The sequence below is a fragment of the Rhizobium sp. WSM4643 genome (genome assembly GCF_025152745.1).
GTDB lineage: Bacteria > Pseudomonadota > Alphaproteobacteria > Rhizobiales > Rhizobiaceae > Rhizobium > Rhizobium leguminosarum_I.
This window is the reverse complement of the sequence record NZ_CP104040.1, coordinates 1908134-1928428: the sequence shown is the minus strand read 5'-3', so window position 1 is coordinate 1928428 and position 20295 is coordinate 1908134. Positions and strand designations below refer to the sequence as shown.

At 62.2% G+C, this 20295-nt stretch carries 19 protein-coding genes; 4 read left to right on the top strand and 15 right to left on the bottom strand.

Annotated features, from left to right (window positions below; genetic code table 11):
* Positions 1 to 13 precede the first annotated feature (13 nt).
* The 5 genes from N1937_RS09820 to N1937_RS09800 form a co-directional block, all read right to left on the bottom strand.
* Entirely contained in the window at positions 14 to 1216 is a 1203-nt protein-coding gene (locus N1937_RS09820; protein WP_260058486.1) for an ABC transporter permease, read from the bottom strand.
* Positions 1206 to 1922, bottom strand: coding sequence for an ABC transporter ATP-binding protein (locus tag N1937_RS09815; RefSeq protein ID WP_260058485.1), 717 nt, complete (start codon positions 1920 to 1922; stop codon positions 1206 to 1208). Before N1937_RS09815 ends, N1937_RS09820 begins: the two co-directional genes overlap by 11 nt.
* Before the next feature lie 12 nt (positions 1923 to 1934).
* On the bottom strand, positions 1935 to 3227 hold the full coding sequence (locus N1937_RS09810; protein ID WP_260058482.1) for an efflux RND transporter periplasmic adaptor subunit: 1293 nt from the start codon (positions 3225 to 3227) through the stop codon (positions 1935 to 1937).
* A 184-nt stretch (positions 3228 to 3411) separates the two neighbouring features.
* Entirely contained in the window at positions 3412 to 3786 is a 375-nt protein-coding gene (locus N1937_RS09805; RefSeq protein ID WP_260058480.1) for a GFA family protein, read from the bottom strand.
* Positions 3787 to 3795: 9 nt separating this feature from the next.
* The gene (locus tag N1937_RS09800; RefSeq protein ID WP_017964244.1) at positions 3796 to 4005 is read right to left on the bottom strand and encodes a hypothetical protein; all 210 of its coding nucleotides are present in this window, start codon (positions 4003 to 4005) and stop codon (positions 3796 to 3798) included.
* A 379-nt stretch (positions 4006 to 4384) separates the two neighbouring features.
* On the opposite strand from N1937_RS09800, the gene N1937_RS09795 reads away from it, so the two are divergent.
* The gene (locus N1937_RS09795) at positions 4385 to 4567 is read left to right on the top strand and encodes a hypothetical protein (protein ID WP_017964243.1); all 183 of its coding nucleotides are present in this window, start codon (positions 4385 to 4387) and stop codon (positions 4565 to 4567) included.
* A 115-nt stretch (positions 4568 to 4682) separates the two neighbouring features.
* Here the strand turns inward: N1937_RS09795 and N1937_RS09790 are convergent, their stop codons facing one another.
* From N1937_RS09790 to N1937_RS09770, 5 genes are all read right to left on the bottom strand, one after another.
* Positions 4683 to 5762 (bottom strand): ABC transporter ATP-binding protein, encoded by a 1080-nt coding sequence (locus N1937_RS09790; RefSeq protein ID WP_260058479.1) that lies wholly within the window; start codon positions 5760 to 5762, stop codon positions 4683 to 4685.
* Positions 5763 to 5812: 50 nt separating this feature from the next.
* Positions 5813 to 6862 (bottom strand): carbohydrate ABC transporter permease, encoded by a 1050-nt coding sequence (locus tag N1937_RS09785; protein WP_260058478.1) that lies wholly within the window; start codon positions 6860 to 6862, stop codon positions 5813 to 5815.
* A complete protein-coding gene (locus tag N1937_RS09780) occupies positions 6859 to 7896 on the bottom strand; it encodes a carbohydrate ABC transporter permease (RefSeq protein ID WP_170258064.1) in 1038 nt (345 codons plus the stop codon). The genes N1937_RS09785 and N1937_RS09780 overlap by 4 nt, the downstream gene beginning before the upstream one ends.
* Positions 7897 to 7907: 11 nt before the next feature.
* A complete protein-coding gene (locus tag N1937_RS09775; protein WP_260058477.1) occupies positions 7908 to 9167 on the bottom strand; it encodes an ABC transporter substrate-binding protein in 1260 nt (419 codons plus the stop codon).
* Between the two features lie 65 nt (positions 9168 to 9232).
* The gene (locus tag N1937_RS09770; RefSeq protein WP_260058475.1) at positions 9233 to 11755 is read right to left on the bottom strand and encodes a hypothetical protein; all 2523 of its coding nucleotides are present in this window, start codon (positions 11753 to 11755) and stop codon (positions 9233 to 9235) included.
* Positions 11756 to 11941: 186 nt separating this feature from the next.
* Here N1937_RS09770 and N1937_RS09765 point away from each other — a divergent pair, with 186 nt between their 5' ends.
* A complete protein-coding gene (locus tag N1937_RS09765; protein WP_170258062.1) occupies positions 11942 to 12997 on the top strand; it encodes a LacI family DNA-binding transcriptional regulator in 1056 nt (351 codons plus the stop codon).
* Positions 12998 to 13267: 270 nt separating this feature from the next.
* Here N1937_RS09765 and N1937_RS09760 read toward each other — a convergent pair whose 3' ends face one another.
* From N1937_RS09760 to N1937_RS09740, 5 genes are read right to left on the bottom strand one after another with little or no spacing between them, the layout of a single operon-like run.
* Entirely contained in the window at positions 13268 to 14011 is a 744-nt protein-coding gene (locus tag N1937_RS09760; protein WP_170258061.1) for an ABC transporter ATP-binding protein, read from the bottom strand.
* Entirely contained in the window at positions 14008 to 14853 is an 846-nt protein-coding gene (locus tag N1937_RS09755; protein WP_260058473.1) for an ABC transporter ATP-binding protein, read from the bottom strand. Before N1937_RS09755 ends, N1937_RS09760 begins: the two co-directional genes overlap by 4 nt.
* Positions 14840 to 15742, bottom strand: coding sequence for an ABC transporter permease (locus N1937_RS09750; RefSeq protein WP_017964234.1), 903 nt, complete (start codon positions 15740 to 15742; stop codon positions 14840 to 14842). Before N1937_RS09750 ends, N1937_RS09755 begins: the two co-directional genes overlap by 14 nt.
* Entirely contained in the window at positions 15739 to 16767 is a 1029-nt protein-coding gene (locus tag N1937_RS09745) for an ABC transporter permease (RefSeq protein WP_222330031.1), read from the bottom strand. Before N1937_RS09745 ends, N1937_RS09750 begins: the two co-directional genes overlap by 4 nt.
* Positions 16768 to 16787: 20 nt before the next feature.
* Positions 16788 to 18383 carry an ABC transporter substrate-binding protein gene (locus N1937_RS09740; RefSeq protein ID WP_260058471.1) on the bottom strand — a complete coding sequence of 532 codons (1596 nt, stop codon included), beginning with the start codon at positions 18381 to 18383 and terminating at the stop codon, positions 16788 to 16790.
* Between the two features lie 134 nt (positions 18384 to 18517).
* Here N1937_RS09740 and N1937_RS09735 point away from each other — a divergent pair, with 134 nt between their 5' ends.
* Together N1937_RS09735 and N1937_RS09730 are read left to right on the top strand one after the other, a co-directional pair.
* Positions 18518 to 19228: a FadR/GntR family transcriptional regulator gene (locus N1937_RS09735; protein ID WP_017964231.1), complete on the top strand. Its 711-nt coding sequence runs from the start codon at positions 18518 to 18520 to the stop codon at positions 19226 to 19228.
* A gap of 65 nt (positions 19229 to 19293) precedes the next feature.
* Entirely contained in the window at positions 19294 to 20268 is a 975-nt protein-coding gene (locus tag N1937_RS09730; RefSeq protein WP_260058469.1) for a mannonate dehydratase, read from the top strand.
* Positions 20269 to 20295: the final 27 nt, after the last annotated feature.

Genomic DNA, 20295 nt, shown 5'->3' with positions numbered 1-20295 from the left:
CTTGCGGCGTCTCTTACTCGTGCCGCAGCGCCTCGATGGGGTTCAACTGCGCTGCCCTTCTCGCCGGGAAATAGCCGAAGATCATGCCGATCGCCGCGGAGAAGAGGAAGGCGACGGCGACCATCAGGGGGCTGAAGACGAAGGGTACTTTCAGCAGCGTCACGGCGCCGAAGCCGAGGCTCAAGCCAAGCACGATGCCGGTGATGCCGCCGAACAGCGACAGTGCCACCGCCTCGACCAGGAACTGGGTGAGCACCTGGTTTTCGAGCGCGCCGATTGCCAGGCGGATGCCGATTTCGCGGGTCCGCTCGGTGACGGAAACCAGCATGATGTTCATGATGCCGATGCCGCCGACGAGCAGGCTGATCGCGGCGACGGCGCCGAGCAGGCCGGTCAGCAGCGTCGTCGTGCCGGTCATCGCCTCGGCGATCTGGGTCATGTCGTTGACGTTGAAATCGTCCTGGCGGCCGGGCACGATCTTGCGGCGCTCGCGCAGGAGATTTTCGACATCGGACTGCACCTTGGCTGTGGAGACGCCGTCGCGCGCCGAGATGATGATCTGCGGCACGTTGCTGTTGCCGCTGATACGCCGCTGAAACACCTTGACCGGCATGATGACGACATCATCCTGGTCGTTGCCCATGCCGGACTGGCCGCGCTTGGCCAGCACGCCGATGACGGGGCATGAGACCTTGCCGACGCGGATCTGCTGGCCGGTGGGGTCGGCGCTGCCGAAGAGCTGCGACCGCACCGTTTCGCCGATGATGCAGCGCGCCTGCCCGCGTTCCTCGGCAGGGGTGAAATTGCGTCCGAGCGCGAGGTTCCAGTCCTGCGCGATGAAATAATCATTGGTGGTGCCGGAGACGCTTGTGGAATGATTCTGGCCGCCGAAGATCACCGTCGCCGTCGACTGGTTGAGCGGCGCCACCGCCCTGAGGCCGGTGATCTGGTCGCGGATCGCCGCGACGTCCTTGATGCTGAAGCGCTTGGCCTCGGAGCTTGCCCGGCCGGGGCCGAACTGGCCGGGACGGACGAACAGCATGTTGGTGCCGAGTCGCGACAGTTCGGTCGAAACCTGTGCGGTTGTGCCGTTGCCGATCGTCACCAGCGCGATGACGGCGGCAACGCCGATGACGACGCCGAGCACGGTCAGGAACGAGCGCAGCATGTTGCGGCTGATGGCCCGCAGCGCCAGCTTCAGCGTCTCAAGGAACATGATCCGCCCTCCTCCGATGCTCGACCTCAGTCTCCAGCTTGCCGTCGACGAAGCGCAACAGCCGCTGCGCATAGGCGGCAATATCGGGCTCGTGGGTGACCATGACGATGGTGATGCCTTGCTCGCGGTTCAGCCGCGTCATCAGATCCATTATTTCGACGCTGGTTTTCGTGTCGAGATTGCCGGTGGGCTCATCGGCCAAGAGTAGTGCCGGCTCGGTGACGATGGCGCGGGCAATGGCGACGCGCTGCTGCTGGCCGCCTGACAGCTCCTGCGTCTTGTGATGTTCGCGACCGGACAGCCCGACCAGCGCCAGGGCTTCGCGGGCCCTTTCGCGCCGCTCGCGCACCGCCATGCCGCGATAGATCAGCGGCAGTTCGACATTCTCGACGGCCGAGGTGCGCGACAGGAGGTTGAAGCCTTGGAAAACGAAGCCGAGCATGTGGCGGCGCAGCAGCGTCAGCTGGCTGCGGTCGAAGCCGCTGGTCGGAATGCCCTCGAAGATATAGTCGCCGGCGCTCGGCACGTCGAGACAGCCGAGAATGTTCATCGCCGTCGACTTGCCGGAGCCTGATGGGCCCATGATCGCGACGAATTCATGGGCGTTGATCGCGAGATCGACGTGGTCGAGCGCGCGGATCGCCGCCTCGCCCTCGCCATAGACTTTCGAGACCTGTCTGAATTCGATGAGCGGCGGGCTTGCCATCCGTCTCTCCGGCTAGTTCGCACGCGCCGTGGCGTCGATCACCAAAGCGTCGTCTTGCTTGATGTCGCCGGAGACGACCTGAGTGAACTGGCCGTCGGATGAGCCGACCTGGATGACAACAGGCACCGGGCGGCCGTTGCGCAGCACCCAGACGCGGCGCTGCGTGCCCGTCAGCGCCGAACCGGCATTGTTGTTCCGCTGGCGCGGCGGGCCGAAGATACCGAAAATGCCGCGGCCGCGCCTTTCCGCCTGCGCAGGCGCATAGCGTAGCGCGGCGTTCGGCACCATCAGAGTATCCTTGACAGCCTCGACGGTGACGTCGGCCGTCGCCGTCATGCCGGGACGCAGCAGCAGATCGGCATTGTCGACCGACAGGACCGCCTTATAGGTCACGACATTGTTGACCACTTCGGAGGCGAAGCGGATCTGCTCGATCTCGGCGGGAAATGTCCGGTCGGGATAGGCGTCGACCGTGAACTTCGCCTTCTGGCCGACGGCGATCTGGCCGACATCGGCCTCGTCGACATCCACCTGCAGTTCCATCTTCTTCAGGTCGCCGGCGATGGTGAAAAGGATCGGTGCCGAAAGCGAGGCTGCGACCGTGGCGCCCGGATTGACGGAGCGGGTGAGGATGACGCCGTCGATCGGCGAGATGATCTTCGCCTTGGCGAGATTGACTTCGGCAAGCTGCAGGTCGGCCTCCGAGGCGAGGACCTCGGCCTCGTTGATCTGTTTGGCGGCGACGGCGGAATCATATTTGTAGCTGGCATCATCGAGGCTCTGCTGGGTGGAGACGTTGCTCCTGACCAGGCTCTTCAACCGCTCGAGCGAGGTGCTTGCCGATTGCATATCGGCATCGGCCTTGACGACGTTCGCCTTGGCCGAATTGAGCTTGGCGCGCGAGCTCTTCACATCTGCCTCGAGCTTGTTCGTATCGAGAAGGGCGAGCACTTCGCCTGACTTGACCGTGCTGTTGTAATCGACGTTGACGTCGCGGACCGTGCCGGACAGCTCGCTCGATATATCCACCTGCTCGGTCGGCTGCACGGAACCGGTGGCGGTGACAAGCACCGTCAGATCGCCGCGTCTTGCCGGCTGGGTAGCATAGTTCACTTCGCTTTGCCCGCGGCCCACATAGAAATAGGCAGCAACCGCTGCGGCAGCGATGAGGATCAGCAGGATGATCAGGCGTCCGCGCCAGCGGCTGCGCCTGCCCTGCCGTCCCGATGCGGCAAGGACCGCGGCGAGATCGGACGCTGCGCCTGTCTTTGCTCCGGTCTCGCTGCCGCTTACGATTTTGTTCATGTCGTCCTCGATCCGTCAGTGACCGCTTGCGGCCTCTGCGGCGAAATAATCATAGCGCAGATGAACCGGCGATTAGCGTTGCCGCCGAACTGGCACGGAATTGCAGATGGGTGAAATGAAATATTGGTAAGGAAAGTCAAGTTTCGGTGCGTTTGATCTCGATGGCGACGCGCTTTAGCGCCCGTCAGTTCGCATCCTCGGCAAATTGGCCCGCGCCGGGCAAGGGATGCAGCCACAGTTCGCGCCGCTTGATCCAGACTTCATAGCCAGGCGCAAGATCCGTCGGCGGGCTGTCAAGCGAGCCCAGACGGATTTCCGCCTCGTCATCCCTAAGGCAGAAAAGCCTGCTGCCGCAGACGGGGCAGAAGCTGCGGCCGGAGAAAGTGGCGATCTCGCCGCTGTGGGAGAAAGCCTGGCGCGGCCAGACCGCGAAGAAGGTGAAGGCGGAGCCACTCGATTTGCGGCAATCGGCGCAGTGGCAAAGGCCCGTGCGAAGCGGTTCGCCTTCCACCCTGTAGGCCACCGCCCCGCAAAGGCAGCTTCCGGTTCGGATCTTCATGTCGGACCGTCAGGCGTCGAGATTGGTCGGCAGGCCCGGCGGGCGCCGCTTTGCCGCCATCAACAGGTCGAGTTCGGTAGCCGACGGGCCGAACTTGTCGTAGAGGCGCCTTGCCTCCTTGTCATCCAACCGGTATTTCCTGGCAAATTCGCCGATGCTGTAGGGGCGGCCACGCAACACTCTTCGCGCCGGGGTCGCCGTATTCGGTGCGTCGGTCATGGTTTTCTCCTTTCGTCACGTCCCTTTTAAGGTAGAGCGAGCTGTCGATTTGAAAAGAGCCGGCGAGCCGCATCGAAGCTTCCGGCGCGGGTGGATGCGGTTGTTTTCCTGGAACCTTTTCGTCGATATGCGCATTTTCAAATCGAGGTTGCGGGCCGCGCCAAGCGGACGCGGCGGTGCTGGAGAACATCGGGATTTTTCCGCTTTCTCCCGATGGCCAACGAAATGGCAGGCGAGCTCCCTGCCCGCCCGGCCTGCTTCCTCGCTCCTCGGCTCGAGCTGCGATCACGAAATGTTAAAATGCGGAACGCATGTACCAGAGCGAGGTTGTCCACCCGAGGTCGACGTGGCCTCAGTTCAAAATCCAAGGAGAAACCAAATGGCAAACCAAGGTGGAACCCACGAACAGCACGTCAAGGCTGGACAGCAGAGTCACAAGAATGACTCCAATACCCGCAGCGCCTCTTCAAGCGGCCGCGACGCGCAGTCCAGCGGAACCCGCGGCGGCAGCCATGAGCAGCATGTAAAGGCTGGTCAACAAAGCCATAAGAACAGCCAATAACGTTGTGCTGATATGAAATTCGGCCCGCGCTGCGGCGCGGGCCTTTGTTTGTCCGGCTCATTGTTCCACGCATGTCGTTATCGCATAACCGCTGCACACTTTTGCGCGCCATGCTTTAGGACAAACGCCTGCCGTCCTCGCCGAAGAGGTGGAGTACCTCGGGGTCGAGATGCAGCGGCAGGCTGTCGCCCGATTTCATCCGCTGCTGGCCGGCAAAGACCGCAATCAACTTTTTCCCGCCTGCGTCGGCATGGACGACGGTCTCCGAGCCCAGTTCCTCGACAAGAGTGACGCTTGTATCCAGCCTGCTTGCTGAGGCCGCATCGGCAAGGGTGATATGCTGCGGGCGGATGCCGATGCTGACCCTTTCGCCCGCCGGGCGTGCCTCCTTGGCAACGACGGAAAGTCGATGGCCGCCGACGGTTTCGACCTCGGCCAAACCGTCCTCGTGACCGACAACCGCGCCTTCGAGGAAATTCATGTGCGGCGCGCCGATGAAGCCGGCGACGAAGCGGTTGGCCGGCCTATTGTACAGTTCCAGCGGTGTTCCTACCTGCTCGATCTTGCCGCTTCTCAACACGACGATGCGGTCGGCCAGCGTCATTGCCTCGACCTGATCATGGGTGACGTAGATCATCGTCGCCTTCAGGCGGGCGTGAAGGGCGGCCAGCTCAGCGCGCATGCTGACCCTGAGTTCGGCGTCGAGATTGGACAACGGCTCGTCGAGCAGGAAGGCATCCGGCCGCCGCACGATGGCACGGCCGATGGCGACGCGCTGGCGCTGGCCGCCGGAGAGCTGGCCCGGGCGGCGCTGCAGGAAAGGCTCGATCTCCAGCATGCGCGCGGCGTCGGTAATACGCGCTTCGATCTCGGCTTTCGCCACCTTGGTGTTTTCGAGACCGAAGGCGAGGTTTTCCCTGACGCTCATATGCGGATAGAGCGCATAGGACTGGAAGACCATGGCCAAGCCGCGATCGGCGGCGCTGATAGCGGTAACATCCTTGCCGTCAATGGCGATGCTGCCGCCTGTGGGCTTGTCGAGGCCGGCTATCAGGCGCAGCAGCGTCGATTTCCCGCAGCCGGAAGGGCCGACGAAAGCGACGAACTCGCCGTCGTTGACCTCAAGCGAGACATCGCGAATGACCTCGACGGCGCCGAAATTCTTGACGATGTTCCTGAGCTCGAGCCCGCTCATGCATTCTCCTGTTTCATATGGAAGCTGGCCTCTTTCAAATTATAGCTGGCCTATTTGAGCCCCGAGCCGGCAATGCCCGTGGTGATGAAGCGCTGCAGGAAGACGAAGATCAGCACGACCGGGATCATCGAGACGACGGTCATGGCGAGGATATAGTGCCATTGGACGTTGAGTTCGCCGGCATAGACGTTGAGGCCGACCTGCAGCGTATAGAGTTCCTTGCGCGAGAGCACGATCAGCGGCCAGAGGAAGTCGTTCCAGCGCCAGACGACGGAGAAGATCGCCAGCACGGCGAGAGCCGGCGCGGACAGTGGCAGGATGATGCGCCAGTAGATCTGCCATTCGCTGGCCTTGTCCATGCGCGCAGCGTCGAGCAATTCGTCGGGGATGGTCAGCATGTATTGCCTGAGCAGGAAGACGCCCGTCGGGGTGGCGACTGTCGGCAGGATGACGCCCCAGAGGCTGTCGAAGAGGTTCAGCGTGCCGATGACGGAATAGAGCGGTACGACGATGACCGAGAGTGGCACCATCAGCGTTGCCAGGATCATCAGCATGACGGCGGTGCGGCCGGGGAACTGATATTTCGACAGCGCGAAGGCGGCCATGGAATTGACGAGCAGCGTAATCGCCGTCGCCATGACGGTGACGAAGACGGAGTTGCGCAGGAACAGGAAGAAATCGAAGCGCTGGAAAGGTTCGGTGTAGTTGCCGCCGGCGAATTCGACCTGTCGCACCGGCGTGCGGTCCTTGATATTGACCTTGACGATTTCGCCCGGCTGTTTCGGATCGACCATCTGGCCGATGATGCCGATGCGGCGCACTTCGGCGAGCACACGCGTGCTGCCATCCGGCATTGCGACATTGTAGAGCGGCAACGGCTTGTCGTGGCCCGGCACCACCGCCTGTTCGGTGACGTAGGGCAGGAAGGACGGCGGGAACTCGGCAAGGGCGGCCGGCGTCTTGAAGGAAGAGAAGACCAGCCAAACGGCGGGCCCGAACATCAGGAAGACGCCTGAGACCAGCCAGATCCAGGTGACGACATCGGTCCAATGCCAGCCTCGGCCGCGGCGGCGGAGCAGAAATGCAGAGACAGCGCTCATTGGCGTGCTCCCTTCTTCTCGTTGCGGCTACTGACGCCGAGCTGAACCAGCGTCAGGATGACGAGCACGATGCCCATCAGGATCGAGGCGGCAGAAGCCAGTCCCGGATTGCGCAGCGAACTCGCAAAGCCGGTCTCGTAGATATATTGGGTGATGTACATGGTGCTGGTGCCCGGCCCGCCGCCGGTCAACACGAAGACCTCGTCGAAGATCTGCACGGCGCGGATCAGCGCCAGCACCAGGACGACGATGAGGTTCGGCATCAGCAGCGGCAGGGTGATCCGCCGGAAGATGCGGGTGGGGCTCGCCTTGTCCATTGCCGCCGCTTCGTAGAGGTCCCGCGGAATTGCCTGCAGGCCGGCGAGCAGGATCAGCGCATAAAAACCCATATGCGCCCAGACCGAGACGAAGACGGCGAAGAAGAAGGCCCAGAAACGATCGCTGAGCCAGGAGATGGGTTCGAAGCCGAAGGGGCTCAACGCATAGTTCAACAGGCCCTCGCGCTGCAGGATCCATTTCCAGATCAGGCCGACGACGACGGGCGACAGCAGCACCGGGAAGAAGAAGACGGCGCGCCAGAAGCCGCGATTGGAAAGCTCGCGGTTGAGAATCAAAGCTGTGGCGAGCGCCGCAATCAGCATCGCTGTCACCTGGAAAACGACGAAGACGGCGGTGTTGCGCACGGCCGCCCAGAAAGTGTCGGCCGCGCAGGTCGAGGGATCGAGATACGAACGGCAATCGAAGAGAATGCGGTACTGGTCGGCGCCGACATAGGTCCTGTTCGGCAGGAAGATGGCGCTGCCGCTCGTCGTCGAATAGATGAAGTTGATGACCAGCGGCAAGAGCACGAAAACAGAAAAGATCAGCATGTTGGGCGCCAAAAAGACGCCCGCCATGCCATTCGGCCCCGTCAGCTTCTGCCAGGCGCGCATGGGAATGTCGATGAGCCCCATGACAAGCCGGACAGACGCCGAGAGTGCCTGCTGTAGACCGGTTTTCACCGGTGGTTCGGAAGAAACCGTCTTCGCCGTCATCTGCTTTTCCGTCAGTTGCCGGCGACCTTGGCCTTGATGTCTTCGTCGATGCGGGCATAGGCGTCGTCGAGCTTCATTTCACCGGCGATCACCTGGCTGATGCGTGCGACGATGGCGCTGTAATAGGCATCCGACCACTTCCAGCCCGGCAGCTTCATGGCCGGTGCCGCCGTCTGGCCGGCAGATTCCACGAAGGCCTTCAGCGCCGCCTGCACATGCGGATTGTCGGTCTTGAAGTCCAACTGGCCGGCGGCGACGCCTTTGTGCGCCGGGATGAACAGGCTGCGCTCGGCAAATTCCTTCTGCACATCGGCGCTTGCCAGGTAATCCATCACCTTGGCGACATCTTTCGGGTTCTTCGTGTACTTGACGGCCACCAGACCCGCACCACCCTGCATGCCGGAGCATGCCACCGGGCCGCAGGGGCTTCCCGTCACGACCCAGTCGAAATTATCGCCGATCTTCTGGGCGAAGCCCGAAACCTGCCAGCTGCCGGAATAAAGATAGGCGAGGCCACCGTTGATGAAGTCCTCGGCAGCAGAGCGGTAGGTTGAGCCGGCAGCACTCACCCAGACGTCCTTGTTGATGGTGCCCTCCTCGTTCCACTTGACGAAGCGGCTGAGGAAGTCCTTGGCGCCCTGATCGAGCGGCGCGGGCTTGCCGTCGGCGGCGATGTAGTTGGCGCCGTAGGAGATGTTCGGGCCGGAGACGCGGTGGCCGGAGCGGTCGATCGCCATGGCGAAGACCTTCTGGCTGTCGGCGACCTTCTTGGCTGCTGCCGCCCAGTCGTCCCAGGTGGCCTTCGGACCGGGAATTTCGACGCCGGCCTGCTCGAACAGTGTCTTGTTGGCGAAGCCCCCGGTCAGCGTCAGCTGTGTCATGAAGCCGGTAATGGCATTTGAGCCATCGGGACGCATCCAGTCAGCTTGGGCGCCGAAATTATCGTCCCAATATTTCGCGTCGGTGAGGTAGGGGCGCAGATCGAGCCAGTGCTGCGCCGGCGCCTTCAGGTTGGTGACACGGGCGATATCCGGCCCCTGCCCGGCTTCAAGCTGCACCGGCAGCTGTTCCTTGACGACATTGTAGGAGACCTCGTCGAGGATGACGTTGACGTCGGGGTTGGCCTTCGAGAAGCGCGAAAGCAGATCCTTGATCACCTCGCCTTCGCCGCCGTCGGAATACCACATGATGCGCACGTCGCCGGCATGGGCGGCAACGGAACTCAAGAGAATTGCAGCAAAAGCCGCGCCGATCGATTTCATTCTGGTCATTTTCTCCTCCACTTGACCGATGAATTCCAGTGTCCGGCCGGTCCTCCACCTGCCGGACACGTCGTCTACGAGGCCGCGCGCCGAGGCTGCCTGCCCGGTATCTTCAGATGTACCGCTTCTCCCCGCACCGACCAGTCCGTCGGGCGAAGAATGCGGCCTTCGGCGCGCACGGTGCCGTTCTCTTCGAAGACGACCCGGCCATAATCCGGATCGTCGACGATCAAGGCGCCCTCGTCGTCGCGCCGGGTCGAAAGCGTGGCGAAACGCGCCTGCATGCCGTCAAGATCAGCCTCGCGCCCGAGATCGGAGAGACGGACGATCCAGCGGCCCTTGCGGCCGGCCAGCCGCAGCTCGATATCCGTCGTCGGCCCTTGCCTTACCGGCTCCAGCGCGCCGTTGCCGATCAGCATCGCGATCCCGTTGCCGGAGCGCGCAAGCGCCAGATTGCCGTCGACCACCGTGTCGTCGAAAGCCTCGAGCGGGAACCAGGCATGGGTGAAATCCGGCTGGCCCTCATGGATCTCGAAATCGAGGATCGCCAGATCGCGATACTGATGCACGCGCGGCAGCGTTCCACAGCCGCCCCAGAAGCTCGGCCGGCCATAACCGAACTGGATGGTTTCGCCGGGATGATTAATCCAGATCTGCGCTTCCGGCCGGGTTCCCAGACGCAGATGCAGCACCGTCTCCTGGTAGCCCCAGGCGCCGGGACGATAATGGGCGATGGTGCCGAGCGCGGTGTCACGGGTCTTATAATGGTAGAGGGCGGCGAAACGGTTCTCGCCCTGGGAAAAGGTCCATTCCTGCGCATCGTCCGACTGGTGCGCGGCGATTTCGGCCAGCGCTTCTGGAAAGCGCAGGCCATGATCGCGAATGCAGACGGCCAGCTGCGGCAAAGCGTGGACACGCCGGCCGTACCAGCCGCGACCCCAGAGCAGCCGGGCGATGGCGGAGAGTTCGACCGATCGGCCGGGGCGCAGCGTATGTTCGTAGGAACGGCCCTGGCTGCCGGTCAGCATGCCGTGATGGGCCGAGCGGGCAACGATCTCCATCAGGCGGACGATGCTGGCACTCGCCCGGCTGCGGATCTCCTCATCCGGCGCGCAGGCGGCGAGCGCCGTCAGCCCCTTGAGGTCGATCGGGAAATAGGGAACGGAATTCCACTCGGCCATTTCCCAGCGCTCGAAATGATCGAGCCAGGCGCGGACACGCTCTTCGCCGACCCGCATCTGCTCGGTGCCGGTGCGGCCGGAGCGGACGAAAACGGCATCGGGGAACAGCCTGCCGCCGAGATAGGCGGCGGTATGGAAGAGAAGCGCGTGGTTTTCCGAGAAATACCACTGAACGTCGTTGCCGGGCTCGTCCACCCAGTAGCGGTAATTGAGGACGGCGTGCTCGATCCTGTCGCGCAGCGCCGGTGATAGCAGATCGCTCCAGCGCGTATAGGCAAAGAGCAGCGGCACCAGCACGAAATCGGCGCAGTCGTGGCAATCCTCGATGACCGGCAACATCGCCGAGATCATCGCCTCGGTTTCCTCGCCGCCCTGCCCCAGCGCGAGACGCGCGAAAGCACAGACCGTGTCGGGTTCGGAATGGGCGGCGACTTCGGCCAGCGCCTCGGCGACGCGATCCTCAAGGGCGGCGGGTGCCTCCCCCTGTCGCTGGGGATGACAGATCTCGACCCCGAGCGTACGGCTGAGCGAAAGCGCGCCTGTTGTGAAGGTGATGCGGAAATGGCGGAAATCGGCGGGCATATCAGCCGAGGTGCCGAGCACCAGTTTCGTCGCTCCCGCTTCCAGCTCGAAATCATAATCGAACCGCTCGATCGACATGAAATCGCCTTCGATCTCGACATGGCAGCTCAGCGCCACCGGCAGCGGCGCTGGAAAAAGGATGGTCACGTCTTCGCCGAGATAGGCGGTGCGGTCGAAGCGCATGCCTTCGAGGATCGCCTCCAGCGCATCCGCATTACTTGCGGCGATGGGAACAGGCAGGGCAGTTTCAACTTCCGGCCCTTCGACATAATCCAGCTGGAAATAGAAACGGGCGTCGCGCTCGGCGAGATCGTCGAAATAGACGCGGATCTCGTTCAGGCCGGCCGTGAGTTCGACCTCGAAGTCTTGCTGGGTTTCGAGATTGCGCTGGTAAGGTGCCATGAAGCCTTGCTCGCGGCCATTGACGAAGAGGATCGCGCCGCCGCAGGTCGACAGGCGAAGCGTGGCAGACCCCGCCGAGCGGGCATCGAGGAAGGTGCGCGCCCAGCAGCCGATGCGTGTCGGGCGAAACCAGAAGCCGGAAAGATCGACGCGCGGGGAGGCAAAAGGAAGCCACCAGCGGACGGCCTCGAATTCGGCAGTCGGCTGCGGCCGTCGGCCGGAGAAGGATTTTTTGAATTCGGTGCGGCAGGGATATTCATGCGGGATGAAATTCTTCGTCTTGGTGACGAAGAAGAACGGATCCATGCTGCCTTCCATCGGACGATCGGCGACGTCGTAGCGCTGCTGCCACAGATGGGCGAGCTGCCAGTAGACGATCGGGCTGGCCTTCGCCGTTGAACGGCGGAGATGGGATTGCTGCTCAGCGGTCATGCTTCAGCCCGCTCAAGCCTTGGAACGCCGGGTAAAACACCGACGCTTGGACTGGCCGTCTAGCCACATTTCAAAGCCTCCCTGCTCTGCCGCTTGTCGCGGACTCCTCAAGGACAATTGTGCATAGGCATTCCATTTGCGCAATCTGAAAGATTTTTGCATAGTAGCTGGGAGCGAGGAGACGACATGGCGGCGGAAGAGAAAAAAGGCAGGCGGACACGCCTCGACGACATTGCTGCCAGATGCGGCGTCTCGATCAGCACGGTGTCTCGTGCGCTGGCCGGCGAAAAGGGCGTCAGGCCGGAGATCCGCAAGCTGGTGCTGGAAACGGCAAGCGCCGTCAGCTACGCGCTGCCGGCGAGCGTTGCCGGCAAGAAGGTCATGCTCGTCGCCTCCGGCGCGGCAATGATCGACTATGTCCGCAACCAGTTCACGCTCTATGTGCTCGAAGGATTGAACGCGCGTGCCGCCGTCCTCGGCGTCGAACTGGCGATACGGCCGGTCGCCGACAACGGGGATGAGGTCCGCGTCCTCGCCGAGATGCGGGATGATCCCAGCTTCGGCGGCATGCTGATCCTGACCGTCGACGAAGAGGACATGCTGGCGGCGGCCGCTGATCTCGGAAAGCCCGTCGTGCTAGTCAACAGCGACGATCCCTATATGCGGCTTTCGAGTGTGACGCCCTGCAATCGCTCGGCCGCCTTCATCGCCGCCGAGCGGCTGATCAAGGCCGGGCATGAACGCATCCTGTTCATGCTGAGGCCGGGACGGCGGACGATCGAGCGGCGCCTCGAAGGCTGGCGCGATGCCCTGCAGCATCATGGGCTGGCCGCCGATGCCGATCTGGTGCTCGAGGTTGAAGACTGGCTGCCGGAACTCGGCGCCGAAGCGGTCACCCGTCTTATCCGCGAGAAAGGCCTCTCCTTCACCGCCATCCTGACGGCTGGCGACAGTCTGGCCAACGGCGCGGTGCGCGGATTGCAGGCGATGGGTTATGCCGTGCCGCAGGACATCTCGGTGATGGGCATAGACGACCTGCCACAGTCGGCCTTTCTCAATCCGCCGCTATCGACGGTGCATATTCCGATGCGCGAACTCGGCGCCACCGCGCTCGATCTGCTGCGCGACATGATGCTCGGCCTTGCGGCCCCACGGCGGCGGGTCGAGCTTGCCTGCCATCTTGTCGAAAGGGGCAGCGTCGCGTCTGTCAGGCGTGTCGGTGCCGTGACGGAAGAGCGCTGAGGATTCTATGCCGGAGGATAGTCTGCTCTGGAGATTGTCGATGTCAGCCCCTCATCCGGCTGCCGCCACCTTCTCCCCGTAAACGGGGCGAAGGGACCATGCCGCGACCTCTCCGCTCCCTCCTCGCTCTCGCAGGGCACGTCCCCTCGCCCCGTTTTTACGGGGGTCCGCAGGACGGGTCGAGACCAGTGGCTCGACCCCGCTAAGGTTAGGGTGAGGGGCAACCATTAGCGCAAAGCGGGCAATTCCACGCCACCGCGATCGAGGATATCAAGCCTCGATAAAGCTCGCTTCGAACAGTTCGCGCGCATAGGCATCATGCGTGGTGCCGGCCTGCAGATCCGCTTTGGTGAGCTCATCCACAAAGCAACCGTTCTTCATGATCAGCACCCGGTCGCACATATGGGCGATGACTGCGAGGTCGTGGCTGACAAGCAGATAGGTCAGGCCCTTTTCCTCGCGTTGATCGGCCAGCAGGTTGAGGATTTCGGCCTGGACCGAGACATCGAGCGCCGATGTCGGCTCGTCGAGCAACAGGATGGGCGGCGACAGGATCAGGGCCCGGGCGATTGCCACCCGCTGCCGCTGGCCGCCGGAAAGCTCGTGCGGAAAACGGTTTGCGAAGCTCGCCGGCAAACCGACCTGGATCAATGCCTTTTCGACCTTGGACCAGATCTCGGAATGGCGCATGGCGCGCAGCGGTTCCGCCAGGGCGGTGCCGATACGATGGCGCGGATGCAGGGATCCGTAAGGGTCCTGAAACACCATCTGCGCGAATTTCAGCTCCTCGCGGGAGCGCTTCTTGCCGATCGGTTTGCCGCCAAGCTCGATGTGACCGGTCCAACCGGCCTCCATGCCGGCAAGGCAACGCAGCACCGTCGATTTGCCGCATCCGGATTCACCGACAATGCCAAGGGTCTCCCCCTGGCCAACCTGAAAAGTGATGCCCCTGACGACATGGTTGCTTGATTTGCCGGAGGCAAAGACGACATCGAGGTCACGCACATTGATCATTGCGCCATCTCCAGATCGAGTTTCGTCCTGTCGAGGACCGCGAGCCGGCGAACCGGATTCCTTGGGTCGGGCAGCGCAGCGATCAGCCCACGGGTATAGGGATGACTGGCGTCCTCGAGACTGGTCAGCGTTTCCACGATCCGGCCGGCATACATGACGATGATGCGCTCGCAAAAGGCTGCCACCATGCGTATGTCATGGCTGATCAACAGCAGCCCGGAATTGTTCTCGCGGACCAGTTCATCGAGCAACAGCAGCACGTCCTTGCGGACGCTGACATCAAGCGCCGAGGTCGGCTCGTCGGCGATGACAAGCTTCGGCCGCGCCAGCAGCATCATGGCGATCATCACGCGCTGGCCCATGCCGCCCGAGATCTGATGCGGATAAAGCGCCATGACCCGATCCGGATCGCTGATGCGCACGCGCTCCAGCATGGCGCGGGCCGCCTCATGCGCCTGTTTCTTGTGAAGACCGAGGTGAAGGCGGGCGGCTTCGGCGATCTGCTTACCGATCGAGAGCACCGGATTCAGCGAATAGCGCGGATCCTGCATGATCAGCGCGATGTCCTTGCCGCGAAGCGCTCCCATCTGACGCTCGCTCTTTGCAAGCAACGAACTGCCGGCGAGATCCAGACGCTCGGCCGAGACCACTGCAGCCGGCGGCAGAAGGCGCATGATGGCGCGACCGGTCGTCGATTTGCCGGAACCGGATTCTCCGACGATCCCGACACGTTCGCGCCCGACGTCGAAACTGACATTGGAGACGGCGGGCACGGCGCCTCGGCCGAAACGGACGCTCAAACCTTCGACGGAAAGAACGGGCTGCAGATCACGATCTTGCATGGCGAGGATCCAGAATGTCGCGCAGAGCATCTCCGGCGATGTTGAAGGCAAGGCTGGTGAGGAGGATGGCGATACCCGGCATCACGGCAACCCACCAATAATCGAGCATGAACTTGCGGCCGCTGGAGATCATCGCGCCCCATTCCGGCGCCGGCGGCTGGGCGCCAAGCCCGAGAAAGCCAAGCGAAGCGGCCGTCAGAATGATACCCGCCATGTTGAGCGTCAGGCGAACGATGACGGACGGGACGCACATCGGGGCGATATAGAGGAGAAGAATGCGCATCGGCGAGGCGCCATAAAGGCGGGCGGCGACCACATAATCGGCGTTTCTGACGACAAGCGCCTCGGCGCGCGCGAGTCTGGCAATCGGCGGCCATGCGGTCAGCGAGATCGCGATGATTGCGGTGGTCAATCCGGCGCCGAGTGCCGCAGCAAAAGCCAGAGCCAGGATCAGTGACGGGAACGACAGAACGATATCGGTGGCGCGCATCAGCAGCGCATCGGTGCGCCCGCCGAAGAAGCCGGCGACAACGCCGATCAACAGGCCGATCGGCCCAACGATCAACGAGATCGACAGCACGGTCTGGATGGTGATGCGCGTGCCGAAGATGAGCCGGCTCAAGATGTCGCGGCCGAATTCGTCCGTGCCTGCCAAGTGCGCGAGGCTCGGCGGCTGCAACGCATCGCCAAGCGCCTGTATCGCCGGATCGTAAGGCGCCAGCAGCGGCGCGAAGATCGCGATCAAGCAAAGCAGACCGAGGATGACAAACCCTCCAAGACCAAGCGGCTCGGCCGCCAATTTGCGGCCGGCGCGCGCAAACGACGCCGCGACACGGGTCGACATACTTGGAGGGCGGATCTGAATTTCGCTGCGGATAACATCGCTCATCGGGCGGCCTCCCGCATGCGCGGATCAAAGACGGCGTAAGCGACGTCGGCCAGGAAGTTCAACAACATGAAAATGAATCCCACAATGATGGTGCCGGCGACGATGGCGTTCATGTCGCCGATCATCAGCGCGTTGGTCATGTACTGGCCAATGCCCGGCCAGGAGAAAACGATCTCGGTCACGACAGCGCCTTCGAGCAGACCGCCATAGGAAATGGCGAGAATGGTGATCAGCTGCACCGCAATGTTCGGTAGCACATGGCGCCAGATCGTGCCGAGCGGGCTCACACCCTTGGCTCGGGCCGCGATGACATAATCCTGGCTCAACTGCTCCAGGGTGAAGCTGCGCGTCATGCGGGTGATGTAGGCCATCGCCGCATAGGCAAGGATGACGGCTGGCAGAATGATATGGCCGAGCGCATTCCAGAAGATTTCCGTCTCGCCCTGCAGCAGGCTGTCGATCAACAACAGCCCGGTTTGTGGCGTGACGAGGCCTTCGTAAAAGACATCGATCCGACCCGGCCCACCGACCCAATTGAGGCCGGCGTAGAAGATGACGAGGCCGACGATGCCGAACCAGAAAACCGGGATCGAATGACCGACGAGCGCGACCACGCGCGCCGTCTTGTCGATGAAGCTGTCGCGAAAGAGTGCTGCGACCAGCCCCAGCGGGACACCGACGAAGGTCGAAATGATCACCGCCAGCGTTGCCAGTTCGAATGTCGCCGGAAACGCCTGGGCAAGATCCGAAGAGACGGGATTGCCGGTGAGGACGGCCGTGCCGAAATCGCCATGCGCCAAGCCGTTCAAGTAGAGGAAAAACTGCTGATAGATCGGCAGATCGAGCCCCAGGCGCGCCCGCATCGCCGCATAGGCAGCGGGATCGGCGAGCTCGCCGACGATTGCGCCGACCGGATCGGTGGGCAAGACGCGGCCGATCACGAAGGTCACACATAAGAGGATGAACAGGCTGACCAGCAAATGCGCCAGGCGTCGGCCAAATTCGGCTACGGAGAGTTCCTTCATGATCGGCTGTCCTGGGAGTATTACTGGGTTTCGACCTTGGTCACGTTCTCGAGACGCGTCAGCTGAGACGGATGCCCCACATATCCCTCGACCTTGCCGTTGAGGACGATCGGCTCAAAGCGCTCGAAGAGCGGAAGCACCGCCGGCTTCTGTTCGACGAACATCTTCTGCATCTGAACATAGAGTTCGCCACGCTTCTTGGCGTCCGGCTCCATCGATGCTTTGGCCGTCAGGGCCGTGAGTTCCGGGATGTCCCAGGCCGAGCGCCAGACAAAATTGCCGGCATTGTTGGCTTCCTTCGAGTTGTCGGGATTGGAGGAAAACTGCTCCATCGAGCCGAGCACGTTCGGCATGTAGGCGCTGGTCTGCGGAATCAGCAGATCGAAATCCCTGGCGCGATGGGCGGCGATGATTTCCGAACCGTTGCCCTGCTGGATGTCGATCTTGATGCCGATCTGGGCCAGCGATGCCTGGATGGCGGTAGCCAGATCGATGCGCGGCGTTTGCGCGATGGTCTTCAGCGTCAGCGAAAAGCCGTCCTTGAAGCCTGCCTCGCTCAGCAGCTGCTTGGACTTTTCGACATCGAGATGCCAATCGGGGTTGGGGATGGCATATTCGAAATTCTCCGGAACGGGAACGTTTCTCGCCCGGCCGTAAGGGCCCATGATGGTCTTTTCGATGCCCTTGTAGTCGATGCCGTAGGCGATGGCTTCGCGAACCTTCGGATTGGCGAGGTATTTGTTGCCGGCATTCATCGACAGAACGTAGAAACCGCCCGTCGGAATACGCTGGATGGCAAAGCCCTTCTTGTTCTGGAACGTCGCGAGATCCGAGGCGGTCAAGGCGCTGGCAATATCGATATCGCCGCGTTCGAGCATCAGCCGCTCGACCTGGCTTTCAGGCACATGCCGGACGATGACGCGGCGCATCTTCGGCACGCCGGCCATATAGTCCTTGTTGGCGTCGAGGATCACCAGTTCGTTCGGAGACCAGCGATTGAGGGTGAACGGACCGGAGCCGGCAGAATGCGTTCGCATCCAGGCATTTCCGTAGTCGTTGTCGACGGCATGGCTCTCGACCTCGACGCTGTCGACCACGCTGGTGGTCGTCGTCGTCAGCCGGTAGAGCAGAAGCTCCGCCGTCACCTGGTCGGAGAGATCGATCCGCACCGTCTGGTCGTCGACGGCCTTGACGAGCTTTTCGACATTGTCCTTGTCGTAGCCGACGCGCTTGAGGTTAGCGGCGGCCGCCTGGTCCATCTTCAGGAGCCGCGCCAGCGAGTAGACGACATCCTTCGAGGTGACCGGGTTGCCGGAGGCGAAATTGGCCTTGCGCAGCGTAAAGGTGATGCCCTTGTCGTCCACCTTCCAGCTTTCCGCCAGCTGCGGAAGGATCTTACCATCAGCCGTACTGGCGACCAGCCGATCGTACAGATTCGACATGATCTCGACCGCCTTGCCTTCAGTCGCCTGCTGCGGATCGAGCGACAGAACCTGCGCCAGCGAAGTGCCAATCACCAGCTGGTCCTGCGGCGTGGCGGCCTGCATCTGCGGTGCAGCGATCGTCAGGGCGCCGATGACGGCACCGACGAACAAGCTCTTAGAAAAATGCTTCATTGTCACTCCTCCCTGGATTACTATAGGAAACATATTATGTCGCCCGTATGTCGTATTATGATTTAACGAAGTCTGATAGGATTGACAAGACCCGGGCGGCAGAGACTTGGTGCGAAGGGATTGGGGAAGCCGAAATGACGACACTCAGCCGTGGCCGGCAAAGACTGGCGCAACAGGTTATCGATCAGCTGCGGGCGCAAATCGAAACGGGGAAGCTGCGCGTCGGCGACCAGCTGCCGACCGAGCCGCAGCTTGAAGCGACATTCGGCGTCAGCCGCACCGTGGTGCGCGAGGCCATTGCCGATCTGAGATCGGCAGGCTTCGTCAAGCCGATCCAGGGCAAAGGCGTCTTTGTCGCGGATCCGAAGGCGCATTCGGTCCTGTCGCTGACGCCGGTGGAAATCAAAAGCATTCCGGAAACCCTGGAATTGCTGGAGTTTCGGATGGCCGCCGAGGGTGAAGCGGCGGCGATCGCCGCTTATCGCCGCACCGCCGAGCAAGAGGCGGCAATCCGCGACGCCAACCGCAGGATGGCGAACCTGATCGAAACCGGACAGCAAACGGTGGAAGCGGATTACGCCTTCCACATGGCGATTGCCGCCGCCACGAACAACCGTTTCTATGTCGATGTCCTGCGCCATTTCGGCCCCAGAGCCATCCCCCGCGGCCAATTTCCGACGCTGCCGGAAGCCAATGACCGCGACTATCTTCAGAAGGTTTATGCCGAACATGTCGAAATCCTCTCGGCAATCGCCGATCAGGATCCCGAACGCGCCCGCCAGGCGATGCGCGCCCATATGCTGGCCAGCCAACGCCGCTACCGCATGCTCGCCGAGCAGCAATAGGGCTCGACACCCTTCAAAATTCATATTATGTCATATGACATTGTGTAATTTCGAAAGAGACTCAAATGTATCTGGGAACACAGGTCGCAGCGCGGGATGACGACGATTATCGTATCTTCGCGCAACTGGGTGTGAAGCATATCAACGCCGACCCGCCGGGAAAGCCGAGCAGCTGGACGCTGTCCGATCTCGAGCGCCATCGCGACAAGGTCGAAAGCTTCGGCCTGATCCTCGACATGATTCAATTGCCGCTGCCCTCGCAGCCGATCGAGAAGGCTTCCTATCCCGATATCCTGCTTGCCGGCGCCGAGCGCGACAGACAGATCGACGCCGTCTGCAAGCTGATCGAGAACGTTGCGGCCGCCGGCATTCCTGCGGTGAAGTACAATCTCAACCTGATCGGCATTCCCCGCACGCCGGATGAACCCGGACGCGGCGGATCGCTGAATGCGAGTTTCCGCTGGGACAAAACGGATCAGCAGGCCGAGCCCGGCCTTGCCGGCGTGCTTTCCGAGGACGAGAACTGGGAACGGATCGACTATTTCCTGGAGCGCGTCGTTCCTGTTGCTGCAAGCAACCGCGTCCGGCTCGCCTGCCATCCGCACGATCCTTATACGCCGCCGGGTTATCGCGGCGTCACGCGGGTGCTGGGTACGGTGGAAGGTCTGAAGAAATTCGTGCTGATGCGTGAAAACCCGTATCACGGCCTCAATTTCTGCCAGGGTTCGATCGGCGAGATGCTGGAAAATCCCGGCAAGGAAATCGACGATGTCATCCGCTGGTTCGGCCAGCGCGGCAAGATCTTCAATGTTCACTTCCGCAATATTCGCGGCGGCAAGCTGTCCTTCATGGAGACCTTCCCCGAAGAAGGCGACATGGACATGGTCCGCTCGGCCAGGATCTACAAGGAGGTGGGCTTCAAATACATGCTGATGCCCGACCATGTGCCGACAGTCAGCGGCAAGGACCCAACCGCCACCGCATTTGCCTTCTGCTACGGCTATATCGCGGCACTTCTGCAAGTGCTCGACAGCGAGTGAGCCGGTTTTCAACACGTCAAGAATAGG